This window comes from Aeromonas sp., assembly GCF_051657805.1.
Taxonomy (GTDB): Bacteria; Pseudomonadota; Gammaproteobacteria; order Enterobacterales; family Aeromonadaceae; genus Aeromonas.
Genome location: NZ_JBOFLJ010000027.1, coordinates 72,271 through 87,334 on the forward strand (window position 1 = coordinate 72,271; position 15,064 = coordinate 87,334).

Below are 15,064 nucleotides of genomic sequence, written 5' to 3' on the forward strand. Positions count from 1 at the left end.
AATAGCAAGCCGTTAAATTTAAAGATAAAAATGCTGTTCTTCCTGGGAAGTGTCCTGTTTCTGGTAGTGGGATTGCCGCTGTTGTTCTTCGTGATGGGTCAGGGTGAAGCCTATGTGACCTGGGGCCCCTGGATCTCCGCCATCGTGCTCATGCTGTGGCTGCTGCGGGATGTGGAGAAGATCCGCCGCGGGGGCCGACGCTGACCCTGGGTCATGCTGTAAAAATAGCCTCCGACCAATTTATTCACTTCTTTCCCCCCAAAAGGATGGCTACACTGCACTTTTGCGATGTTGTCTAACATCCGCCCTCCAGTGAAGGTTATCCGCATGCAGCAACACAGCCAGCGCCAGGGCGTCATCTATGCCCTGTGCGCCTATACCCTTTGGGGCCTGGCCCCCATCTACTTCAAGACCATAGCCGCCGTGCCGGCCGCCGAGATCCTGACCCACCGCATGATCTGGTCCTGCGCCCTGCTGATGGTGCTGACCCTGCTCGCCCGCCAGTGGCACAAGGTGCAGGCGGTCTTGCGCCAGCCCAGGGTGCTGCTCACCCTGGCCTTCACCTCGGTCACCGTCGGCGGCAACTGGCTGCTGTTCATCTGGGCCATCAATAACGGCCACATGCTGGATGCCAGTCTCGGCTACTACATCAATCCCCTGTTCAACGTACTGCTCGGCATGCTGTTTCTGAGCGAGAAGCTGCGCCGCCTGCAGTGGTGGGCGGTGGGGCTCGCCGTCATCGGGGTCGCCATCCAGCTCATCGCGTTCGGCTCCCTGCCCTGGATTGCCCTGGTGCTGGCCTCGAGCTTTGCCATCTACGGCCTCATCCGCAAGAAACTGGCGCTGGATGCCCTGACCGGCCTGCTGATCGAGACCCTTATCATGCTGCCGCCGGCGGCCATCTATCTGTGGGGATTCGCCGACAGCCCCACCAGCCATCTCACCCAGAACGACTGGCACCTGAACCTGCTGCTCATCGCCGCCGGCGCCGTCACCACGGCCCCATTGCTCTGCTTCACCGCCGCCGCTACCCGGCTCAAGCTCTCCACCCTGGGCTTCTTCCAGTACATAGGGCCCAGCCTGATGTTCATCCTGGCGGTCACCCTGTACGGGGAGGCGCTGGCGCTGGACAAGATGATCACCTTCGCCTGCATCTGGAGCGCCCTGGTGCTGTTCACCCTGGATGGCCTGCGCAACGGCAGGCAGAAGCCCGCGGCCTCCTGATGGGGTCGCAATAATCTACAAGCCAGGACGCGGGTTTTGGGGTATCAATAACCCATGAACGCACCCCAATCCCGCATCCACTACTGGCAATCCCGGCTGCTGCCGGGGGTCGAGCTCTCCCACTCCCACCACAGGGAGTTCAGCTACGGCCGCCACGTGCACCTGGACTACCACATCGGTCTGGTGCAGCGGGGCGGCCAGAAGTTCATCCACAAGGGCAGCAGCCACAACCTGGTGCGCGGCGAGCTCTCCACCGTCAACCCGGACGAGATGCACGACGGCCTGAGCCTGCTGCCGGAGGGGTATGAGGTGCGGGTGTTCGCCATCGCCCCCGAACAGCTGGCCCGCTGGCTGCCAAACAGCCCGGAACCTTTCTTCGACAAGGGCTTGCAGAGCCGACCCGACCTCTATCAGGGCTTCGCCCGCTTGCACATGTATCTGGACAATCCCGAGCCGGACGGCCTGCTGGCGGAGAGCGAGCTGCTCGGCCTGCTCGGCGAACTGCTGCACCTCTCCCCCGAGCGCCACGCCCTGGCGGATCCCCAGCTGCGGTACCTGCGGGACTATCTGCTCGGCCGGCTGGACGGGCATCACAGCCTGGAGGATCTCGCCGCCCAGTTCGGGCTGGATCGCTTCGCCTTCCTGCGCCAGTTCAAGAAGAAGACCGGCATGACCCCCTACGCCTGGCTCAAGCGGCTGCGCCTCGAGCAGGGCAAACGCCTGCTCGGCAGCGGCCTGCCGGTGAGCGAGGTGGCGCTGGCGGTCGGCTTCTTCGATCAGAGCCACTTCCACCACGGTTTTCGCCAGGCCTTCGGGCTCACCCCGGCGGAGTACCGCCAGCAGATGCGACCCTAGAGCCGCCAGCCCGGCGATCAGGCCCCCCTAACTCCCGGGCCCCTCGCCACCGCCGTGCAATCTTTTACAAGCCAGCCACCCCGACCATGCCCCATGCTGTGCCCTCGTCTTGTCGTCGAGGTATCCCATGTTTACCAGCCTGTTCCTGACCATAGGTCTCATCCATCTCGTCGCCCTGGCGAGCCCGGGCCCGGACTTCGCCCTTATCCTGCGCACCAGTCTGCACAGGCCAACCGCCCTCGGGGCGGCGCTCGGCATAGCGCTCGCCATCCTGCTGCACGCCACCCTGAGCCTCACCGGCATCAGCCTGCTGATCGCGAGCCATCCCTGGCTGTTCCTCGGGGTCAAGGTGGTGGGGGCCCTCTATCTCGGCTGGCTCGGCTATGGGGCGCTCAAGGGCGCCTGGCAGGGGGCGGCGGGGCAGGCCTTCAGGGCGGGGGGGGATCGCCAGGGCTGGCGCAAGGGCATCAAAAGTGGCCTCGCCACCAACCTGCTCAACCCCAAGGCGCTCTTGTTCTTCATGGGGTTGCTAGCGGCCATGGTGACGCCACAGGTGGATGGCCTGACCCGTGGCCTGCTGATCCTGGAGCTGTTCCTGCTGTCATTGGCCTGGTTCGGCCTGCTGGCCTGGAGCCTCTCCACCCCGCGCGCCCAGGGGCTGCTCGGCCGGGTCCAGCGACCGCTCAACCTGGTGACCGGCCTGCTGTTTTGCGCCGTCAGCCTCTCCATCCTGGCCGAGCTGGCCGTCGAGGCGAGCGCTTATCTCTGACTCAGGCGCTGGCCTGCTCCCGGCAGGTTGCAATCAGCCGGCCCAGGCGGGCCATCAGCTCGGGGTGATCTGTGTGGGCCAGGTTGAGCCGCATATAGTGGCGGCCCTGCAGGCCCCGGGTGAACAGTGACCCCGGGGCCAGCGCAATGCCATCCGCCAGGGCGGCCTGGGTCAGCACCTCGCCATCGACACCATCGGGCAGCCTCACCCAGCGAAACAAGCCGCACCGGCCGTTGAATTCCAGCCGGCATCCCAGCCCCAGCAGCCAGCCATCGACCCGCTCCCCAGCGTCGTACAGGCGCTGCCGGATGCGACGCACCTGCCTGTCATAGTCGCCATCGCGCAGCAGACTGGTCAGCACCCGCTCCCCGATCTCGGCGGTGACCCCGCCACACACCTGCTTCAACCCGGCCAGGCTCGCCGCCAGGGCCGGGCTCGCCACCACGAAGCCTATCCGCAGGTTGGCGCTGAGCAGCTTGGAGAAGCCGGAGACATAGGTCACCCGCTCAGAGCCCCCCAGGCTCGCCAGACGGGGCATGCCCTCCCCCAGCAGATCCCCGTAGAGATCGTCCTCGATGAGATGGCAATTCCAGCGCGACAGCAGTTGCAGCAGGGTGAAGGCCTGGGCGGCGGAGAGGGACTGGCTGGTCGGGTTGTGCAGCAGGCCAGAGGTCAGGTAGAGCCTGGGCTGCTCCTCCTTCAGCCAGCGCTCCAGCAGCGCCATGTCGGGCCCGTTGGGGCCCCGGGGCAGGGAGAAGACCCGGGCGCCGTGCAGGCCGAGGATGCCGTGAAAGTTGAAGTAGCAGGGATCGTCCACCAGCACCGCATCCCCGGGCCGCACCAGCAGCCGGAGCAGCAGATCCAGAGCCTGCATGGTATTGGCCGTGGTCACTATCTGGCTGGTGCCGAGGGACATGCCGAGGCCGGCCAGACGGGCCCTCAGGGTCTCGCGCAGGGGGCGATAGCCGGCGGCGTCCCCGTACTCCGCCAGCCTGAGATGGGGCTGACGGCTCACCTGACGCAGGGCCTGGCGCAAGCTGTCATCGTCGAGCCAGTCGGCGGGCAGGAAGCCACAGCCCGGCCTGCTCGCGACCTGTTCGCCGATCAGGGCACGGCGGGAGACGCTCAGAAAGTCCTGGGGCAGCAGCTGCCCCAGGCAGTCGCTATCCGGCTGCGGGCTGTGGCGCGACACGAAGTAGCCGCGTCCCTGGCTGGCCTGCACCAGCTGCTGGCCCTTCAACCTGTCCAGGGCGTCCACCACGGTGAACTTGCTCACCCCGAACTGCCGCATCAGGGCGTGGATGGAGGGCAGGCGCGCGCCGGCCGGCAAGGCCCCCTCCTTAATCAGCTGACCGAGATGGTCCGTGATCTGTACTACCTTGGGTTCCCTCGGCTTGAATGCCAGGTCGGGGATCATCATGACTGCGAGACTCCTTCCTCACTTTACCGGCCACTCTACCGGCAAAGTAATGCCAAATGAATACCCCCTTTCCCTGCCCTACTGTCCATCCACTCATTAGAGTTGGCGTCAGTGCGGGTGGCCTCTGGTGGCCTCCCTTCATTCGTTGGGATTCAAGCATGCCAAGCATCACCTTTCTGGAAACCGGCATCGTCATCGACTCACCCGAGCCAATCCGGCTGCTCGATATGGACGATCACATCACTTTCGCCTGCCGCGCAGGCAATTGCGGTACCTGCACCATCAATGTGGTCGAGGGGTTGCAACATCTCTCGGCCCTGACCCCCAGAGAGGAGCGTCTGTTCGCACTCAAGGGGCAAACCGATGCCAACCTGCGCCTGGCCTGCCAATGCCGGGTGCTGGGGGATGTCACTCTTCGTTAAGCCAACTCAAGGGAAATCAAATGGAATTGAAAAACCGCATCACGGATCAGGCCATCGCACGCCGCAAGCCTCTGCTCTCTCTTCAGGAGAGCGCCCAGGTGAAACGGGAGCTGGATGCGTTTCTGGACACCAAGATAGACGAGTGGAACCGTACCGTTCCCTTCGCCCGTCATCTGGAGGGCAGCGAGATCAACCTGGCTTACTATCGCCAGACCCTCATCGAGCACGCCTGGCGCATCCGCCTGATGCGCAGCGCCCAGTGCAACAACCTGCACAAGATAAGCCGCATCAACGCCGAGGCCGCCCAGCTGTACGCCGCCTATCAGGACGAGGAGATGCTGCACGACACCCTCTTCATCCAGGATGCGGCCCGCATCGGGGTCAGCCAGGAGGAGATCTACCGCACCGAGCCCAGCTTCTATACCCGGCTGCTGGCAGGCTACCTCTATTTCGTGGCCGAGCACGAGAAGCCCATCGGCGTGGTCTGCTACAGCTATCTGGTCGAATACACCACCCAGAAGATCACCCCCAAGCAGATCGCGGCCATGGCCGACTCCCTCGGCCAGGAGAAGATTGCGGGGCAGGCTGCCCATCTGAATACGGATCTGGTGGAAGACCATACCCAGGAGATGTGGGACATCCTGCACCTGCTCATCGAACAGGAGCAGGACATCGTCGACATCAAGCGCTACTTCAGCGAGATCCAGGAGCTGCTCAAGCTGTTCTTCGTCGAGCTGTACCAGACCCACGCCAACGCCACAGAGCAAGCGGCATAGCAAGCCGGTGGGGCCTGCCTTGGCAGGCCCCCAAGGAGTCATCCCATGAATTCACGCCCGGGCATCCTCATCCTGTCCCATCAACAGCTCTCCATGGTCACGCCCCTGCAGCAACTGCTCGCCGCCAGGGGCCTCGACAGCCATGTGCTCTCTTCCCAGCCGGTGCGCGAGCTGAATCCCCCCTGGGTCGATCGGGTGACCCGGCTCGAGGTAACCCAGGACCACGCCTTGACCATGCAGGACATCACGCACTTCCTGGCCCGGCTCTCGGCCGACGTCAAACTGATCGCCTGCATCAGTGTCTGGGACGCCTATCGCGAGCTGATGGCGGAGACCAACGCCATGCTTGGTGCGACGGATCTCGACGTCAACGGCGTGGCCCGGCTGCGGGACAAGCTGACCATGCGCCAATGGCTGCACCGCCACGGCCTTTCACGCATAGAGGCGCATCCCCTCACCGAGTCTCGCTGGCAGCAGATCGCCGACCGTGACGCCTTCTTCATCAAGCCGAGGACAGGGCTCGCCTCCTTCGGGGCGTTTCGAGCCAGTCAACTCGACCAGCTGTCGCAGCTGACACGGCTCTGGCAGCAAGCCTGCGCAGACAAGGCCTATGCCGGCGTCTTTCAGGGTGAGCCCGAGTTCATCATCGAAGATCTGATCGCCGGATCCGAGTTCTGCTTCGAGGTGATAGTGGAGCAGGGTCAGGCCGAGATCCTGGCCGTGCATGAGAAGATCGAAGTGTGCCAGCAGGGATTCACCGTGCTGGAAAACGCCTGCGTGTGCCCCCCCGTCTCCCTGCGGGAAGCCCAGCTGGCCGCGGGCAAGGCCTTTGTCGCACGCTGCCTCGCCTGTCTGGAGATAGAGACTGGCCTGTTTCATATCGAGGCCAAGTTCTCGGCCCCGTCGGGCTGGGAGATAGTGGAGATCAACCCACGGGTGGGCGGCGCCTACATACTGGAGAGCACCCGGCACCACGCCGGCGTCGACCTGCTTTCCCGCTGGCTGGACAGCCTGCTCGCCCAGCCCGCCGCCCCTTCTTCTCCGACCAACCGACGCAGCTTCTTCCGGGTTTTCTTCGGCCAGGGCGGGCAGACGGTCGCCCGGATCCAGCCTCAGCCCACCGACCAGGCTCCCCTGCTGGATCAGCGGCTGTTCGTCCAGCACGGGGATCGCCTGCCCGACACCGAGCGGGAGATCTTCATCGGCCAGGCCCTGTGGGACATCTCGGATCTGCCCGAGCACAAGTTCCCCGACTTCGCGGCCAGTACGGCCCATCACTTCCAGGTGGAGTATCGAGCATGAACATCGTCATCTTGCACCGGCTGCCCTATGCCAAGATCCGCTACGACCTGGTGATCGATCATGCAGAGCACAGGGTCGACTACCTCTGCCTGCCCGGTGGGCAGGGGGACCTTCCCCCCGGCAGCCACTATCAGGAGGTCAGCCACTTCGAGACCCAGACCCTGAGCCAGCAGTGCGCCGCCCTGCTCGCCAGGGCGGACAGGCTGATCGCCCGCTCCGAGTACGAGCTGCTGGTCGCCGCCGAGCTGCGCGAGCAGTTCGCCATCCCGGGGGATCCCCCGGCCGCCATACTACCCCTGCGCGACAAGTGGGCCATGCGTACCCAGTGCCGTGCCGCCGGCATCCCCCAGCCCGACTTCTGGTCACTGGGCGACTTCGTGCGCCAGCCGGACGGCCCCGGCCTCTTCGTGCTCAAGCCCCGGCTGGAGGCGTCCAGCACGGGCATAGTGGCGGGAGACAGACGGACAGTGCTCGAGGCCATCCAGCGCCTGGACACCCCGGAGACCTACTTCGTCGAGGCCTTCGTCCCGGGGGAGATCTATCATCTGGACGGCTTCCTGCGCGATGGCGTCGTCATCCAGTCGATCGCCAGCCGCTACGTCGGCAACTGCCTGGACTACGCCGGGGGCGCGCCCCTTGGCTCGGTGCAGGTACCCGGTGACGAGCCGATGGCCAGGCTGCTGCGCCGTACCCTGGCGGCCCTCGGCCAGCGCCAGGGCTGCTTCCACTTCGAGCTGATCAAGGATGAGCGCGGTCACCCCTGTTTCCTCGAGACAGCCTGCCGGGTCGGCGGGGCCGGCGTGGCGGAGACCTTCGCGCTGCGCACCGGGATCAACCTCTATCACATCGATCTGCAATACCAGTTGCACGGGGTCATCGCTCAGCAGGCGAAGCCACCCTGCGACACCCACTACGGCTGGTTCGTCTATCCGGCCCACCACACCGCGGGGGCCCAGCACATCCGCTTCGAGCCCCTGCGCTGGGGGGCACTGCTCCATAGCTGGCATCAGGCCGCCCCCAGGACGGCGCGTCTCGGCAACATCAGCTATGCCACCGGTGCCACCCCCCTCTCCGGCATAGTGCAGGGGCGCGGGGAGCGCCTGCCGCTGGCCCTCGCCGAACTGCTGGCACAGACCCCTGTCGAGACGATTATCCCTTCCCCCTCGTTGATGGAGGCATCCGCATGACCCCCTGTTTCGTGATCGTCGGTTACAACAATGTGCGCATCTATGATGTCGCCAAGCTGCGCCAGCTGGCCCATCGCAGCTTCGGCTGCAAGCTGGTGCTGGTCGTGGAGCGCATAGGACCTCAGGATACGCAGGCCGCCGACCTGGTGATCGAGGCCGAACTCGGCCAGTCCCCCGACCTGCCCCCTGTCAGCCAGGCGCTCACCGAGGCGGCGTTGACTCCGGTGGGCATACTCCCCTTCTCCGATCGGGGAGTGCCTCTCGGCGCCGAACTGGCCCGGCACTACCGGTTGCCGGGCGGCCAACCCCAGGCGGCGCTGGCGGGTCTCGACAAGCGGCGCTTCCGGCTCATGGAGGCCGAGGCGGCTGCTCCGGCCCACTACCTGCCGCTGACGGCCCAGCCCATCGACAGCCTGGCGTCGCTGATCGCCACCCGTCAGGCCCTCGGGGGCAGGGGCTTCATCAAACCGGTGGCGGAGGGCAACAGCCGCGGCTGCATCGCCGTCCTCGAACACAGCGACTGCGCCGCCATCTGGGAAGAGTTGGCCCCCTATAGAGCCGCCGGTCTCATCATGGAGCCCCTCATCGAGGCGGCGCAGGAGTACAGCTGGGACTATGTCGCCGGCTGCCGCTGGCTGACCGAGAAGCACACCACCACGGGGGCATACCGGGCGGAATACCAGCAGATAGTGCCGGCCCCCCTCCCGCCGGAGCAGGGAGACTGGCTGTTGCAGGCCGGGGAGTTCATGCGCCAGTTGCTGGCCGAGGACTGGGGGGCCTATCACAACGAGCTGTTCCTGCGAGCGGACGGGGCCAGCGCCGTCGAGAGCAACATGAGGCCGGCCGGCATGCACATCTGGGATCTCGCGGCCCTGAGCTTCGACGGGTTCGATCCCTGGCAGGCCTGGCTGCACTGGGCCATGACGGGCCAGAACCAGCCAGTCCAGCCGGCTCTGCGCGGTTACAGCGGGATCCGCATGCTGCGTCCCCGTCAGGCGGGGGTGCTGCACCAGTTGCCGGACATGGCCGAGCTGGCCAGGGGGCTCGGGATCACGCTGCATCAGGGCAGCTACAGCAGGAGCAGGGGGGACAGGGTCAGCAGCCGGGTAACCGATAATGCCGGCTTCATGGGCCACATAGTGCTGCACCATGCGGACTATCACACCCTGCGCACCCGGCTCGACGCGCTGGCCGAGGCCATCGAGGCCGCCACCGTCATCACCTGCGACGCCCCCGTCGCCAGTTACTGAGGAGCATCACCATGCAGGGAATGCGTTTCTCCGTCTTTCTGGGCTCTCGCCTGCTGTCCGGGCTCGGCGATCAGATCCTCCAGTTTGCCGTGCCCCTGCTGGTCTATCGCAGCACCGGCAGCGTCGCCCTGTCCGGGCTGGCCTTCTTCATCGAGTGGCTGCCCCGCCTCGTCTCCCTGCCCCTGGCCGGCGTGTTCGCCGACCGGGTCGGGGGGCGGCGCGTCTACATACTGGCGGACGGTCTGAGAGCGGCGGCCTGCGTGGTCACAGCCCTCATCATGACCCTCTGGCCCGGCAGCGGTCTGGCCCCCATCCTGCTGATGATGGCGCTCTGCGCCTTCTGCTACGCCCAGGCCTTCATCGCCCTCGAGACCACATTGCCCCAGCTGGTGCCCCAGTCCGAGATGGCCAAGGCCCAGAGCTGGTTGCAGCTCACCAACAACGGGGCCAGCGTGCTCGGCCCCGCCCTGGCGGCGGCCCTGCTCATCTGGATGCCGGCGACCCAGTTGCTGTGGGGGTGCGCCCTGGGGTTCGCCCTGAGCGCCACCGGCGTGCTGGGGCTGACCCGGGGAGCCTCCCTGGTGCCGGCGGCGGGGCGGCGCGCCCTGCTGCCCGAGCTGAGGGAGGGGCTGGGAGCCCTGCTGGCCCAGCCCACCCTGCTGCGCCTGGTCGGGCTCGCCATGCTGGTCAACCTGATCGTCGGCCTGGCCCTCGCCACCGCCGCCCCCATGACCCTGGGGCTGTTCGGTCAGAGCGATCAGACCCTGGCCAGCGTCCAGCTCACCATGGGGATCATCTCCATCGCCGCCTTCCTGCTGATGCCCTGGCTGCTGCGCCGCTTCAGCGTCTACTGGATAGGGCAGCTCGCCTTCCTGCTGATCCTGGCGGGGGGCCTCATCATGGCCAGGGCTCCCAGCTTCGGCTGGTATCTACTGGGCTGCGGCCTCAGCTACGGCCTGTGCGGCCTGTTCAACGTTTTCATCCGCACCGAGCGACTGCACTGGATAGCGGAGCAGCAGCGGGGCCGGGTGATCAGCCTGATGGTGCTGCTCAATCAGCTCAGCCTGCCCCTGGCCGGGCTCATCGTGGCGCTGTTCGGCAGTTGGGTACCTGTGCAGGAGATCTTCCTGGTGGCGAGTCTGGTGAGCGCCCTGGGTTATCTGCTGCTCTATCGCGCCCTGGCCGGTGCCGCCCGGACCCGGACACCCCCGCAGCCCGCTCCCTCGGCGGTGGAGGCGGGCAACAAATAAGCCGGCCGGCGCAGCCCCCGGCACTCACTCGGGTGCCCGGGCCCGATCGGACTGGCGTTGGACTCATTGCGGGATTAGGATGCACGCCTTTACCACAACAATGTGAAGGATGTATCGGCATGACTCGACAATGGTCGCTCCCCATCGTGGCTCTCGCGGGGGGAGCGCTCTTCTATCTGGGCCAGCACTTCGGCATGAAGTGGGCCCTGATGGCCCTCATCGGTTTCGGCTTCGGCTTCACCCTCTCCTTCAGCCGCTTCGGCATCGTCTTCGGCTGGCGCGAGATGCTGACCCGGCGCAACAGCTACTATGTGCGCATTCACCTGCTGACCATCGCCATCGAGATCCTGCTGTTTACCAGCTTCCTCTCCTTCAGCCACGCCCTGTTCGGGGATGCCATGGTGGGCAACGTCATGGCCATCGGCGTGCCCTTCATCGTCGGCGCCTTCCTGTTCGGCATCGGCATGCAGCTGGCCGGGGTCTGCGCCACCGGCACCCTCTATTGCTGCGGCGAGGGGCAGCCCCGCTTCTGGCTGGTGCTGGTCTGCTACGGCATAGGCACCCTCATCAGCAGCCAGTTCCGCCCGGCCCTGGATGCCACCTTCAGCAGCCAGACGGTGCTGTTCAAGGATCTGACCGGCAACCACTGGAGCGGCATGGTGCTGAACCTGGCGCTGGTCGGCGCCCTGTTCTGGCTGTTTCGCAAGAGCGAGCGGCAACGCACCGGTGAGGTGCAACCCCTGCTCGGCGGCGGCAACCCCTTCTGGCGGGATGGGCGCTTCACCGTGCTGACCGGCGGCATCCTCATCGCCCTGCTCAACTCCGCCGTGGTCGCCCTGCACGGCTCGGCCTGGACCATCACGGGGGCCGTGCACGAGATGGCCCTGCGCGGCGCCTCCCTGTTCGGCCTCTATCAGGAGAATCCCAAGCTGGCCCAGCCCTTCTTCCAGAACCCCATGGTGGGCATGTTCTGGCTCGGGATCCTGGGGGCGGCCCTGGCCCGCTGCCTGAGCGGCGGCGCCAGCTTCGCGCCCGCGCGCCTCGGCAACAGCCTGGCGGCCGTACTGGGGGGCTTATTGATGGGGATGGGGGCCATGTACAGTGCCTGCAACCTCGGCGGTTACTTCGACGGCACGGCCTCCGGCAGCCTGCACGGCTGGGTCTGGATGTTGATGGCGCTCGGCGGCAGCCTGATCGGCATCCGCCTGCGGCCGCTGTTCGGGCTGGCACGCTGATCCTCTGGATGCCCCGGGCCGGGGCATCCATTCCCGCCCTGCCTTCCGTCGCCGTGTCGGGAGGCAAGGCTGCCGGCAGGAGCCCATACTAGAGGGGCGTCTGGCGGCGCCTCTTCAGGCTTGCCACCGAACGCTTCCCCCATTCAAGAGGGCTCCCATGAAGCGTCTTCACTCCCTGGCGGCATCGGTCGCCATCCTGCTCGCCCTCGCCTCCCCCCTTGCGGCACAGGAGAAGGTGGCCCCCCCATCCCCCGCCACTGCGGTCACTGCCCAGCACTTCGCCAATGGCAACGACTGGCTGCGGGCCACGCCCCAGATGCGGCACGCCTTCCTGTTCGGGGTGGCCAACCTGCTCTCTGTGGCCGTCGACTGGGACGAGCGCCATGTGCCCGCCGGGCAGCAGACCTTCTCACGTCGGGCCAAGATCGGGCTCGCCGATATATCCCTCGGTGAGGTGTCCGATCGCATCGATCGCTGGTACGGCGCGAACCCGGGCAAGCTCGATACCCCAGTCATCGTCGTGATGTGGAACGAAGTGGCCAAACCCAGGCTGCAGAACCAGCAGGGCCACTGAGCCCATTGGAGGAAGAGATGAAACTGACCCCCACCGCCCTGCTATTCGCCCTCTGGCTCCTGGCGGGCTGCTCGACCGTCGCCGGCGGCATGGTCGGTGCCGGTGTCGGCAGCCTCAGCGGCAATACCACCTCGGGCATGCTCATCGGTGCCGGCATAGGCACCCTGATCGACTAGACGCAGCGCCCTCCCCTGAGCCCGGGTCAGACGGATCAAAAAGGGGCCAAATCGGCCCCTCACTCCCCCCGCTGCTTCACCCGCCGCAGATAGACATAACCCTCCCCCGGACTGCCCCAGCGCTGGTGCGCCTCGTTGTCATAGGCCCTGTCCAGCAGCCTGATGCTGTTGGGGCCGATCCAGAGGTATTGCACCAGGGTGCTGGCGCCGCCGAAGTCGGTGGCGCAGCTGCCCACCTTGCTGTGACCCCTGTACTCCCCCGTGAGTTGGCGGCTCAGCCAGATCTCGCAGCCCTGGCGCAGGGAGAGTTGTTGCGGGGTCAGGGTATCGAGCAGCTCGGGTCTGCGCCAGGCACCGGCGAAGTCGGTGGCCCTCGGCATGGTGAATTCCGCCATCAGGATGCGGCCATCCGGCACCGGCGAGAAGCGGTAGATGCGCTGGCGAAACGGTCGCACCGCCCGTTCGGTGAGGAACTGTTCGGCATAGACCCAGCGAAAGCCCCGGTAGTCGGGCCAGATCTCCACCAGCCGCAGCTCGGCGCTGGTGAAACGCTTGTCGTAACCGGCCTGCTCCCGGCTGGAGAACTCGCCGGAGAACCAGGAGAGCAGGGGCTCCATGGAGAGATCCGCGCCGACCGGTTGAACCCCCTGTCCATGAACTTGTTGCCGGGCCCCGGCGCTGACCGGCTGCTCGGCAGGGGTCGTCACGAAGGGAGTGGGCGCCGCCCCGCCGAGACTGGCGTAGCAGAGCCCGAGCAGGGCCACCATCAGCTTTATCATCGAATCCTTCCGAGTCGCTTGCATGGCGGCGATTATATGAGCGAACGGCGGCAATAACCTCTATCTTGATCAACTCCTCGAAGATCCGATGAAAAATCACTGTGTTAGCGAACGACTGCGACGCAGCCCCGGCCTGTGCCCCGTCAGATCAGCATTCGAACCGCACAGTAGACCAGCAGGGCCGCCAGGGTCAGGTTCAGGATGCGGCCGTGGCGCTGGAACAGGGGCTGCAGCAGATGACCCGCCAGAGCCCAACAGAGGTTCCCCAAGGTGCCGATCAGCGCCAGCAGCAGACTGACGCCCAGCACCCAGACGAATTCTGTGGTGTGGGGCAGCACGAAGGTGGAGAGCGCCGTGATGCCGTAGAGGATGATCTTCACGTTCACGAACTGCAGCCAGAAGCTGGTCCAGAAGCCGGGCAAGGCCCCATCTGTGCTCGACAGGTTGGAGCCGCTGGTCGCAATGCGCCAGGCCAGCCAGAGCACATAAGCCGCCCCGGCCCAGCCGAGCCAGCCAACCAGCCCGGGGGAGAGGCTGATCAGGGTGAAGGTGAACAGGGCACACAGCAGCATGATCAGCAGGAAGCCCGCACTCATGCCCGCCAGCACCCGGCCGCTGCGGCGCAGACCATGCTGGTTGGCGGCGCTCAGGGCCAGGATGTTGTTCGGTCCCGGCGTCATGGCCGTGATCAGGGTGTAGGTCAAAAATGCGCTGACAAGGGTCGAGGTCATGGTGTTTCTCCGAATGGGAGTGATACCTTAACGCGGCCACTGGCATCAAAAAATCGAATGTTTTAGCATGCTTAATTCAACTATTTCGATGAATTGGAGTCCCCATGGATCTGCGACGTCTCATTACCCTCAAGACGGTGATCGAGGAGGGCTCCTTCGTGAAGGCATCCCGCAAGCTCTGCTGCACCCAGTCGACGATAACCTTCCATATCCAGCAGTTGGAGCAGGAACTTTCGCTGCAACTGTTCGAAAAAATAGGGCGTCGCATGTGCCTGACCAAGGCTGGGCAGAACATCATGCCCCATGTGCACGAGATGATCCGGGTGATGGCGGGTCTGCGCCAGGCGGCGCAGCAGGACGCCGAGCCGAGCGGCGAGCTCAGGGTCGCCATCGGCGAAACCCTGCTGGCCTACAAGATGCCGGCGGTGCTCGAGCGCTTCAAGCGGCTGGCCCCGGGAGTGCGCCTGTCGCTTCAGTCCCTGAACTGCTACGTTATTCGCGATGCGCTGCTGGCGGACGAGGCCGATCTCGGCATCTTCTACCGGGTCGGCAACGACGCCGCCCTGCAGATGGAGAGCTTTGGCGAGCAACCCCTGGTGCTGGTAGCCTCCCCTGCCCTCAGCGGCATCGACTTCACCCGCCCGGATCAGCACCTGCCGGTCAGCTTCATCATCAACGAGCCTCAGTGCATCTTCCGTCAGCTGTTCGAGAGCACCCTTCGCCAGCGCGCCATCACCCTGGATGGCACCATAGAGCTGTGGAGCATAGAGAGCATCAAGCGCTGCGTGGCCAGCAACCTCGGCGTCTCCTTCCTGCCCCGCTTCGCCATCGAGCGGGAGCTTAGCTCGGGTGAGCTGCAGGAGCTGCCCTTCTCCCCCACCCCCCTCGTCATCACGGCCCTGTGCGCCCACCACGCCGGCAAGTTTGTCAGCCCCGCCATGCGGGTGTTTATGGAGTGCGTGCAGGCGTGCCTGACAGAGGAGGAGCCGCCAGCGGCAAATGCGGCCACTCATGGCGACCAGGGTGAACTACGCCTGACTGCAAGCTGACCCTTCCATGGGGGCGCCACGACTCCCGACCCCCGGTTGTCCTTCCCCCGAGCGACTATCCTTGC

The 15,064-nt window shown here is 65.7% G+C and carries 17 protein-coding genes; 14 read left to right on the plus strand and 3 right to left on the minus strand.

The features are described 5' to 3' along the window. Nucleotides 1-30 precede the first annotated feature (30 nt). The 4 genes from ACRCYW_RS13300 to ACRCYW_RS13315 all read left to right on the plus strand — a co-directional run bounded on the left by ACRCYW_RS13300 (nucleotide 31) and on the right by ACRCYW_RS13315 (nucleotide 2,848). A complete protein-coding gene (locus ACRCYW_RS13300) occupies nucleotides 31-204 on the plus strand; it encodes a hypothetical protein (RefSeq protein WP_349920594.1) in 174 nt (57 codons plus the stop codon). Between the two features lie 123 nt (nucleotides 205-327). Next, nucleotides 328-1,224, plus strand: coding sequence for an EamA family transporter RarD (gene rarD, locus ACRCYW_RS13305; protein ID WP_438550560.1), 897 nt, complete (start codon nucleotides 328-330; stop codon nucleotides 1,222-1,224). 54 nt (nucleotides 1,225-1,278) lie between these two features. After that, nucleotides 1,279-2,079 (plus strand): helix-turn-helix domain-containing protein, encoded by an 801-nt coding sequence (locus tag ACRCYW_RS13310; protein ID WP_438550561.1) that lies wholly within the window; start codon nucleotides 1,279-1,281, stop codon nucleotides 2,077-2,079. Nucleotides 2,080-2,206: 127 nt separating this feature from the next. Further along, entirely contained in the window at nucleotides 2,207-2,848 is a 642-nt protein-coding gene (locus ACRCYW_RS13315; RefSeq protein WP_438550562.1) for a LysE family translocator, read from the plus strand. 1 nt (nucleotide 2,849) lies between these two features. Here ACRCYW_RS13315 and ACRCYW_RS13320 read toward each other — a convergent pair whose 3' ends face one another. Beyond that, the gene (locus ACRCYW_RS13320; RefSeq protein ID WP_438550563.1) at nucleotides 2,850-4,268 is read right to left on the minus strand and encodes a PLP-dependent aminotransferase family protein; all 1,419 of its coding nucleotides are present in this window, start codon (nucleotides 4,266-4,268) and stop codon (nucleotides 2,850-2,852) included. A gap of 158 nt (nucleotides 4,269-4,426) precedes the next feature. Here ACRCYW_RS13320 and ACRCYW_RS13325 point away from each other — a divergent pair, with 158 nt between their 5' ends. From ACRCYW_RS13325 to ACRCYW_RS13365, 9 genes are all read left to right on the plus strand, one after another. Beyond that, on the plus strand, nucleotides 4,427-4,690 hold the full coding sequence (locus ACRCYW_RS13325) for a 2Fe-2S iron-sulfur cluster-binding protein (RefSeq protein WP_438550564.1): 264 nt from the start codon (nucleotides 4,427-4,429) through the stop codon (nucleotides 4,688-4,690). Between the two features lie 20 nt (nucleotides 4,691-4,710). Beyond that, a complete protein-coding gene (locus ACRCYW_RS13330; protein ID WP_438550565.1) occupies nucleotides 4,711-5,466 on the plus strand; it encodes an iron-containing redox enzyme family protein in 756 nt (251 codons plus the stop codon). A 45-nt stretch (nucleotides 5,467-5,511) separates the two neighbouring features. Continuing rightward, entirely contained in the window at nucleotides 5,512-6,768 is a 1,257-nt protein-coding gene (locus ACRCYW_RS13335) for an ATP-grasp domain-containing protein (protein WP_438550566.1), read from the plus strand. Further along, nucleotides 6,765-7,955: an ATP-grasp domain-containing protein gene (locus ACRCYW_RS13340; protein WP_438550567.1), complete on the plus strand. Its 1,191-nt coding sequence runs from the start codon at nucleotides 6,765-6,767 to the stop codon at nucleotides 7,953-7,955. The genes ACRCYW_RS13335 and ACRCYW_RS13340 overlap by 4 nt, the downstream gene beginning before the upstream one ends. Further along, a complete protein-coding gene (locus ACRCYW_RS13345) occupies nucleotides 7,952-9,205 on the plus strand; it encodes an ATP-grasp domain-containing protein (protein ID WP_438550568.1) in 1,254 nt (417 codons plus the stop codon). The genes ACRCYW_RS13340 and ACRCYW_RS13345 overlap by 4 nt, the downstream gene beginning before the upstream one ends. A gap of 11 nt (nucleotides 9,206-9,216) precedes the next feature. Beyond that, nucleotides 9,217-10,455, plus strand: coding sequence for an MFS transporter (locus ACRCYW_RS13350; RefSeq protein ID WP_438550569.1), 1,239 nt, complete (start codon nucleotides 9,217-9,219; stop codon nucleotides 10,453-10,455). A 119-nt stretch (nucleotides 10,456-10,574) separates the two neighbouring features. After that, nucleotides 10,575-11,690, plus strand: a complete 1,116-nt coding sequence (locus tag ACRCYW_RS13355; protein ID WP_438550570.1) for a YeeE/YedE family protein — start codon at nucleotides 10,575-10,577, stop codon at nucleotides 11,688-11,690. 157 nt (nucleotides 11,691-11,847) lie between these two features. Further along, on the plus strand, nucleotides 11,848-12,264 hold the full coding sequence (locus tag ACRCYW_RS13360; protein WP_438550571.1) for a hypothetical protein: 417 nt from the start codon (nucleotides 11,848-11,850) through the stop codon (nucleotides 12,262-12,264). Nucleotides 12,265-12,281: 17 nt separating this feature from the next. Next, nucleotides 12,282-12,440, plus strand: a complete 159-nt coding sequence (locus tag ACRCYW_RS13365; protein ID WP_438550572.1) for a hypothetical protein — start codon at nucleotides 12,282-12,284, stop codon at nucleotides 12,438-12,440. Between the two features lie 59 nt (nucleotides 12,441-12,499). On the opposite strand, the gene ACRCYW_RS13370 is transcribed toward ACRCYW_RS13365, so the two are convergent. After that, entirely contained in the window at nucleotides 12,500-13,219 is a 720-nt protein-coding gene (locus tag ACRCYW_RS13370) for a chromophore lyase CpcT/CpeT (RefSeq protein WP_438550573.1), read from the minus strand. A gap of 143 nt (nucleotides 13,220-13,362) precedes the next feature. Further along, on the minus strand, nucleotides 13,363-13,950 hold the full coding sequence (eamB, locus tag ACRCYW_RS13375) for a cysteine/O-acetylserine transporter (RefSeq protein WP_438550574.1): 588 nt from the start codon (nucleotides 13,948-13,950) through the stop codon (nucleotides 13,363-13,365). Between the two features lie 104 nt (nucleotides 13,951-14,054). Between eamB and ACRCYW_RS13380 the strand changes: the two genes are divergently transcribed. After that, complete coding sequence (locus ACRCYW_RS13380; protein ID WP_438550575.1) at nucleotides 14,055-14,999, plus strand: LysR family transcriptional regulator; 945 nt, start codon at nucleotides 14,055-14,057, stop codon at nucleotides 14,997-14,999. The last annotated feature ends 65 nt before the right edge of the window (nucleotides 15,000-15,064 follow it).

Excerpts from the sequence above, each read along its gene's own strand:
- ACRCYW_RS13300 (WP_349920594.1), top strand. The coding sequence starts at position 31 with ATGCTGTTCTTCCTGGGAAGTGTCCTGTTTCTGGTAGTGGGATTGCCG.
- rarD (WP_438550560.1), top strand. The coding sequence starts at position 328 with ATGCAGCAACACAGCCAGCGCCAGGGCGTCATCTATGCCCTGTGCGCC.
- ACRCYW_RS13310 (WP_438550561.1), top strand. The coding sequence starts at position 1,279 with ATGAACGCACCCCAATCCCGCATCCACTACTGGCAATCCCGGCTGCTG.
- ACRCYW_RS13315 (WP_438550562.1), top strand. The coding sequence starts at position 2,207 with ATGTTTACCAGCCTGTTCCTGACCATAGGTCTCATCCATCTCGTCGCC.
- ACRCYW_RS13320 (WP_438550563.1), bottom strand. The coding sequence starts at position 4,268 with ATGATGATCCCCGACCTGGCATTCAAGCCGAGGGAACCCAAGGTAGTA.
- ACRCYW_RS13325 (WP_438550564.1), top strand. The coding sequence starts at position 4,427 with ATGCCAAGCATCACCTTTCTGGAAACCGGCATCGTCATCGACTCACCC.
- ACRCYW_RS13330 (WP_438550565.1), top strand. The coding sequence starts at position 4,711 with ATGGAATTGAAAAACCGCATCACGGATCAGGCCATCGCACGCCGCAAG.
- ACRCYW_RS13335 (WP_438550566.1), top strand. The coding sequence starts at position 5,512 with ATGAATTCACGCCCGGGCATCCTCATCCTGTCCCATCAACAGCTCTCC.
- ACRCYW_RS13340 (WP_438550567.1), top strand. The coding sequence starts at position 6,765 with ATGAACATCGTCATCTTGCACCGGCTGCCCTATGCCAAGATCCGCTAC.
- ACRCYW_RS13345 (WP_438550568.1), top strand. The coding sequence starts at position 7,952 with ATGACCCCCTGTTTCGTGATCGTCGGTTACAACAATGTGCGCATCTAT.
- ACRCYW_RS13350 (WP_438550569.1), top strand. The coding sequence starts at position 9,217 with ATGCAGGGAATGCGTTTCTCCGTCTTTCTGGGCTCTCGCCTGCTGTCC.
- ACRCYW_RS13355 (WP_438550570.1), top strand. The coding sequence starts at position 10,575 with ATGACTCGACAATGGTCGCTCCCCATCGTGGCTCTCGCGGGGGGAGCG.
- ACRCYW_RS13360 (WP_438550571.1), top strand. The coding sequence starts at position 11,848 with ATGAAGCGTCTTCACTCCCTGGCGGCATCGGTCGCCATCCTGCTCGCC.
- ACRCYW_RS13365 (WP_438550572.1), top strand. The coding sequence starts at position 12,282 with ATGAAACTGACCCCCACCGCCCTGCTATTCGCCCTCTGGCTCCTGGCG.
- ACRCYW_RS13370 (WP_438550573.1), bottom strand. The coding sequence starts at position 13,219 with ATGATAAAGCTGATGGTGGCCCTGCTCGGGCTCTGCTACGCCAGTCTC.
- eamB (WP_438550574.1), bottom strand. The coding sequence starts at position 13,950 with ATGACCTCGACCCTTGTCAGCGCATTTTTGACCTACACCCTGATCACG.
- ACRCYW_RS13380 (WP_438550575.1), top strand. The coding sequence starts at position 14,055 with ATGGATCTGCGACGTCTCATTACCCTCAAGACGGTGATCGAGGAGGGC.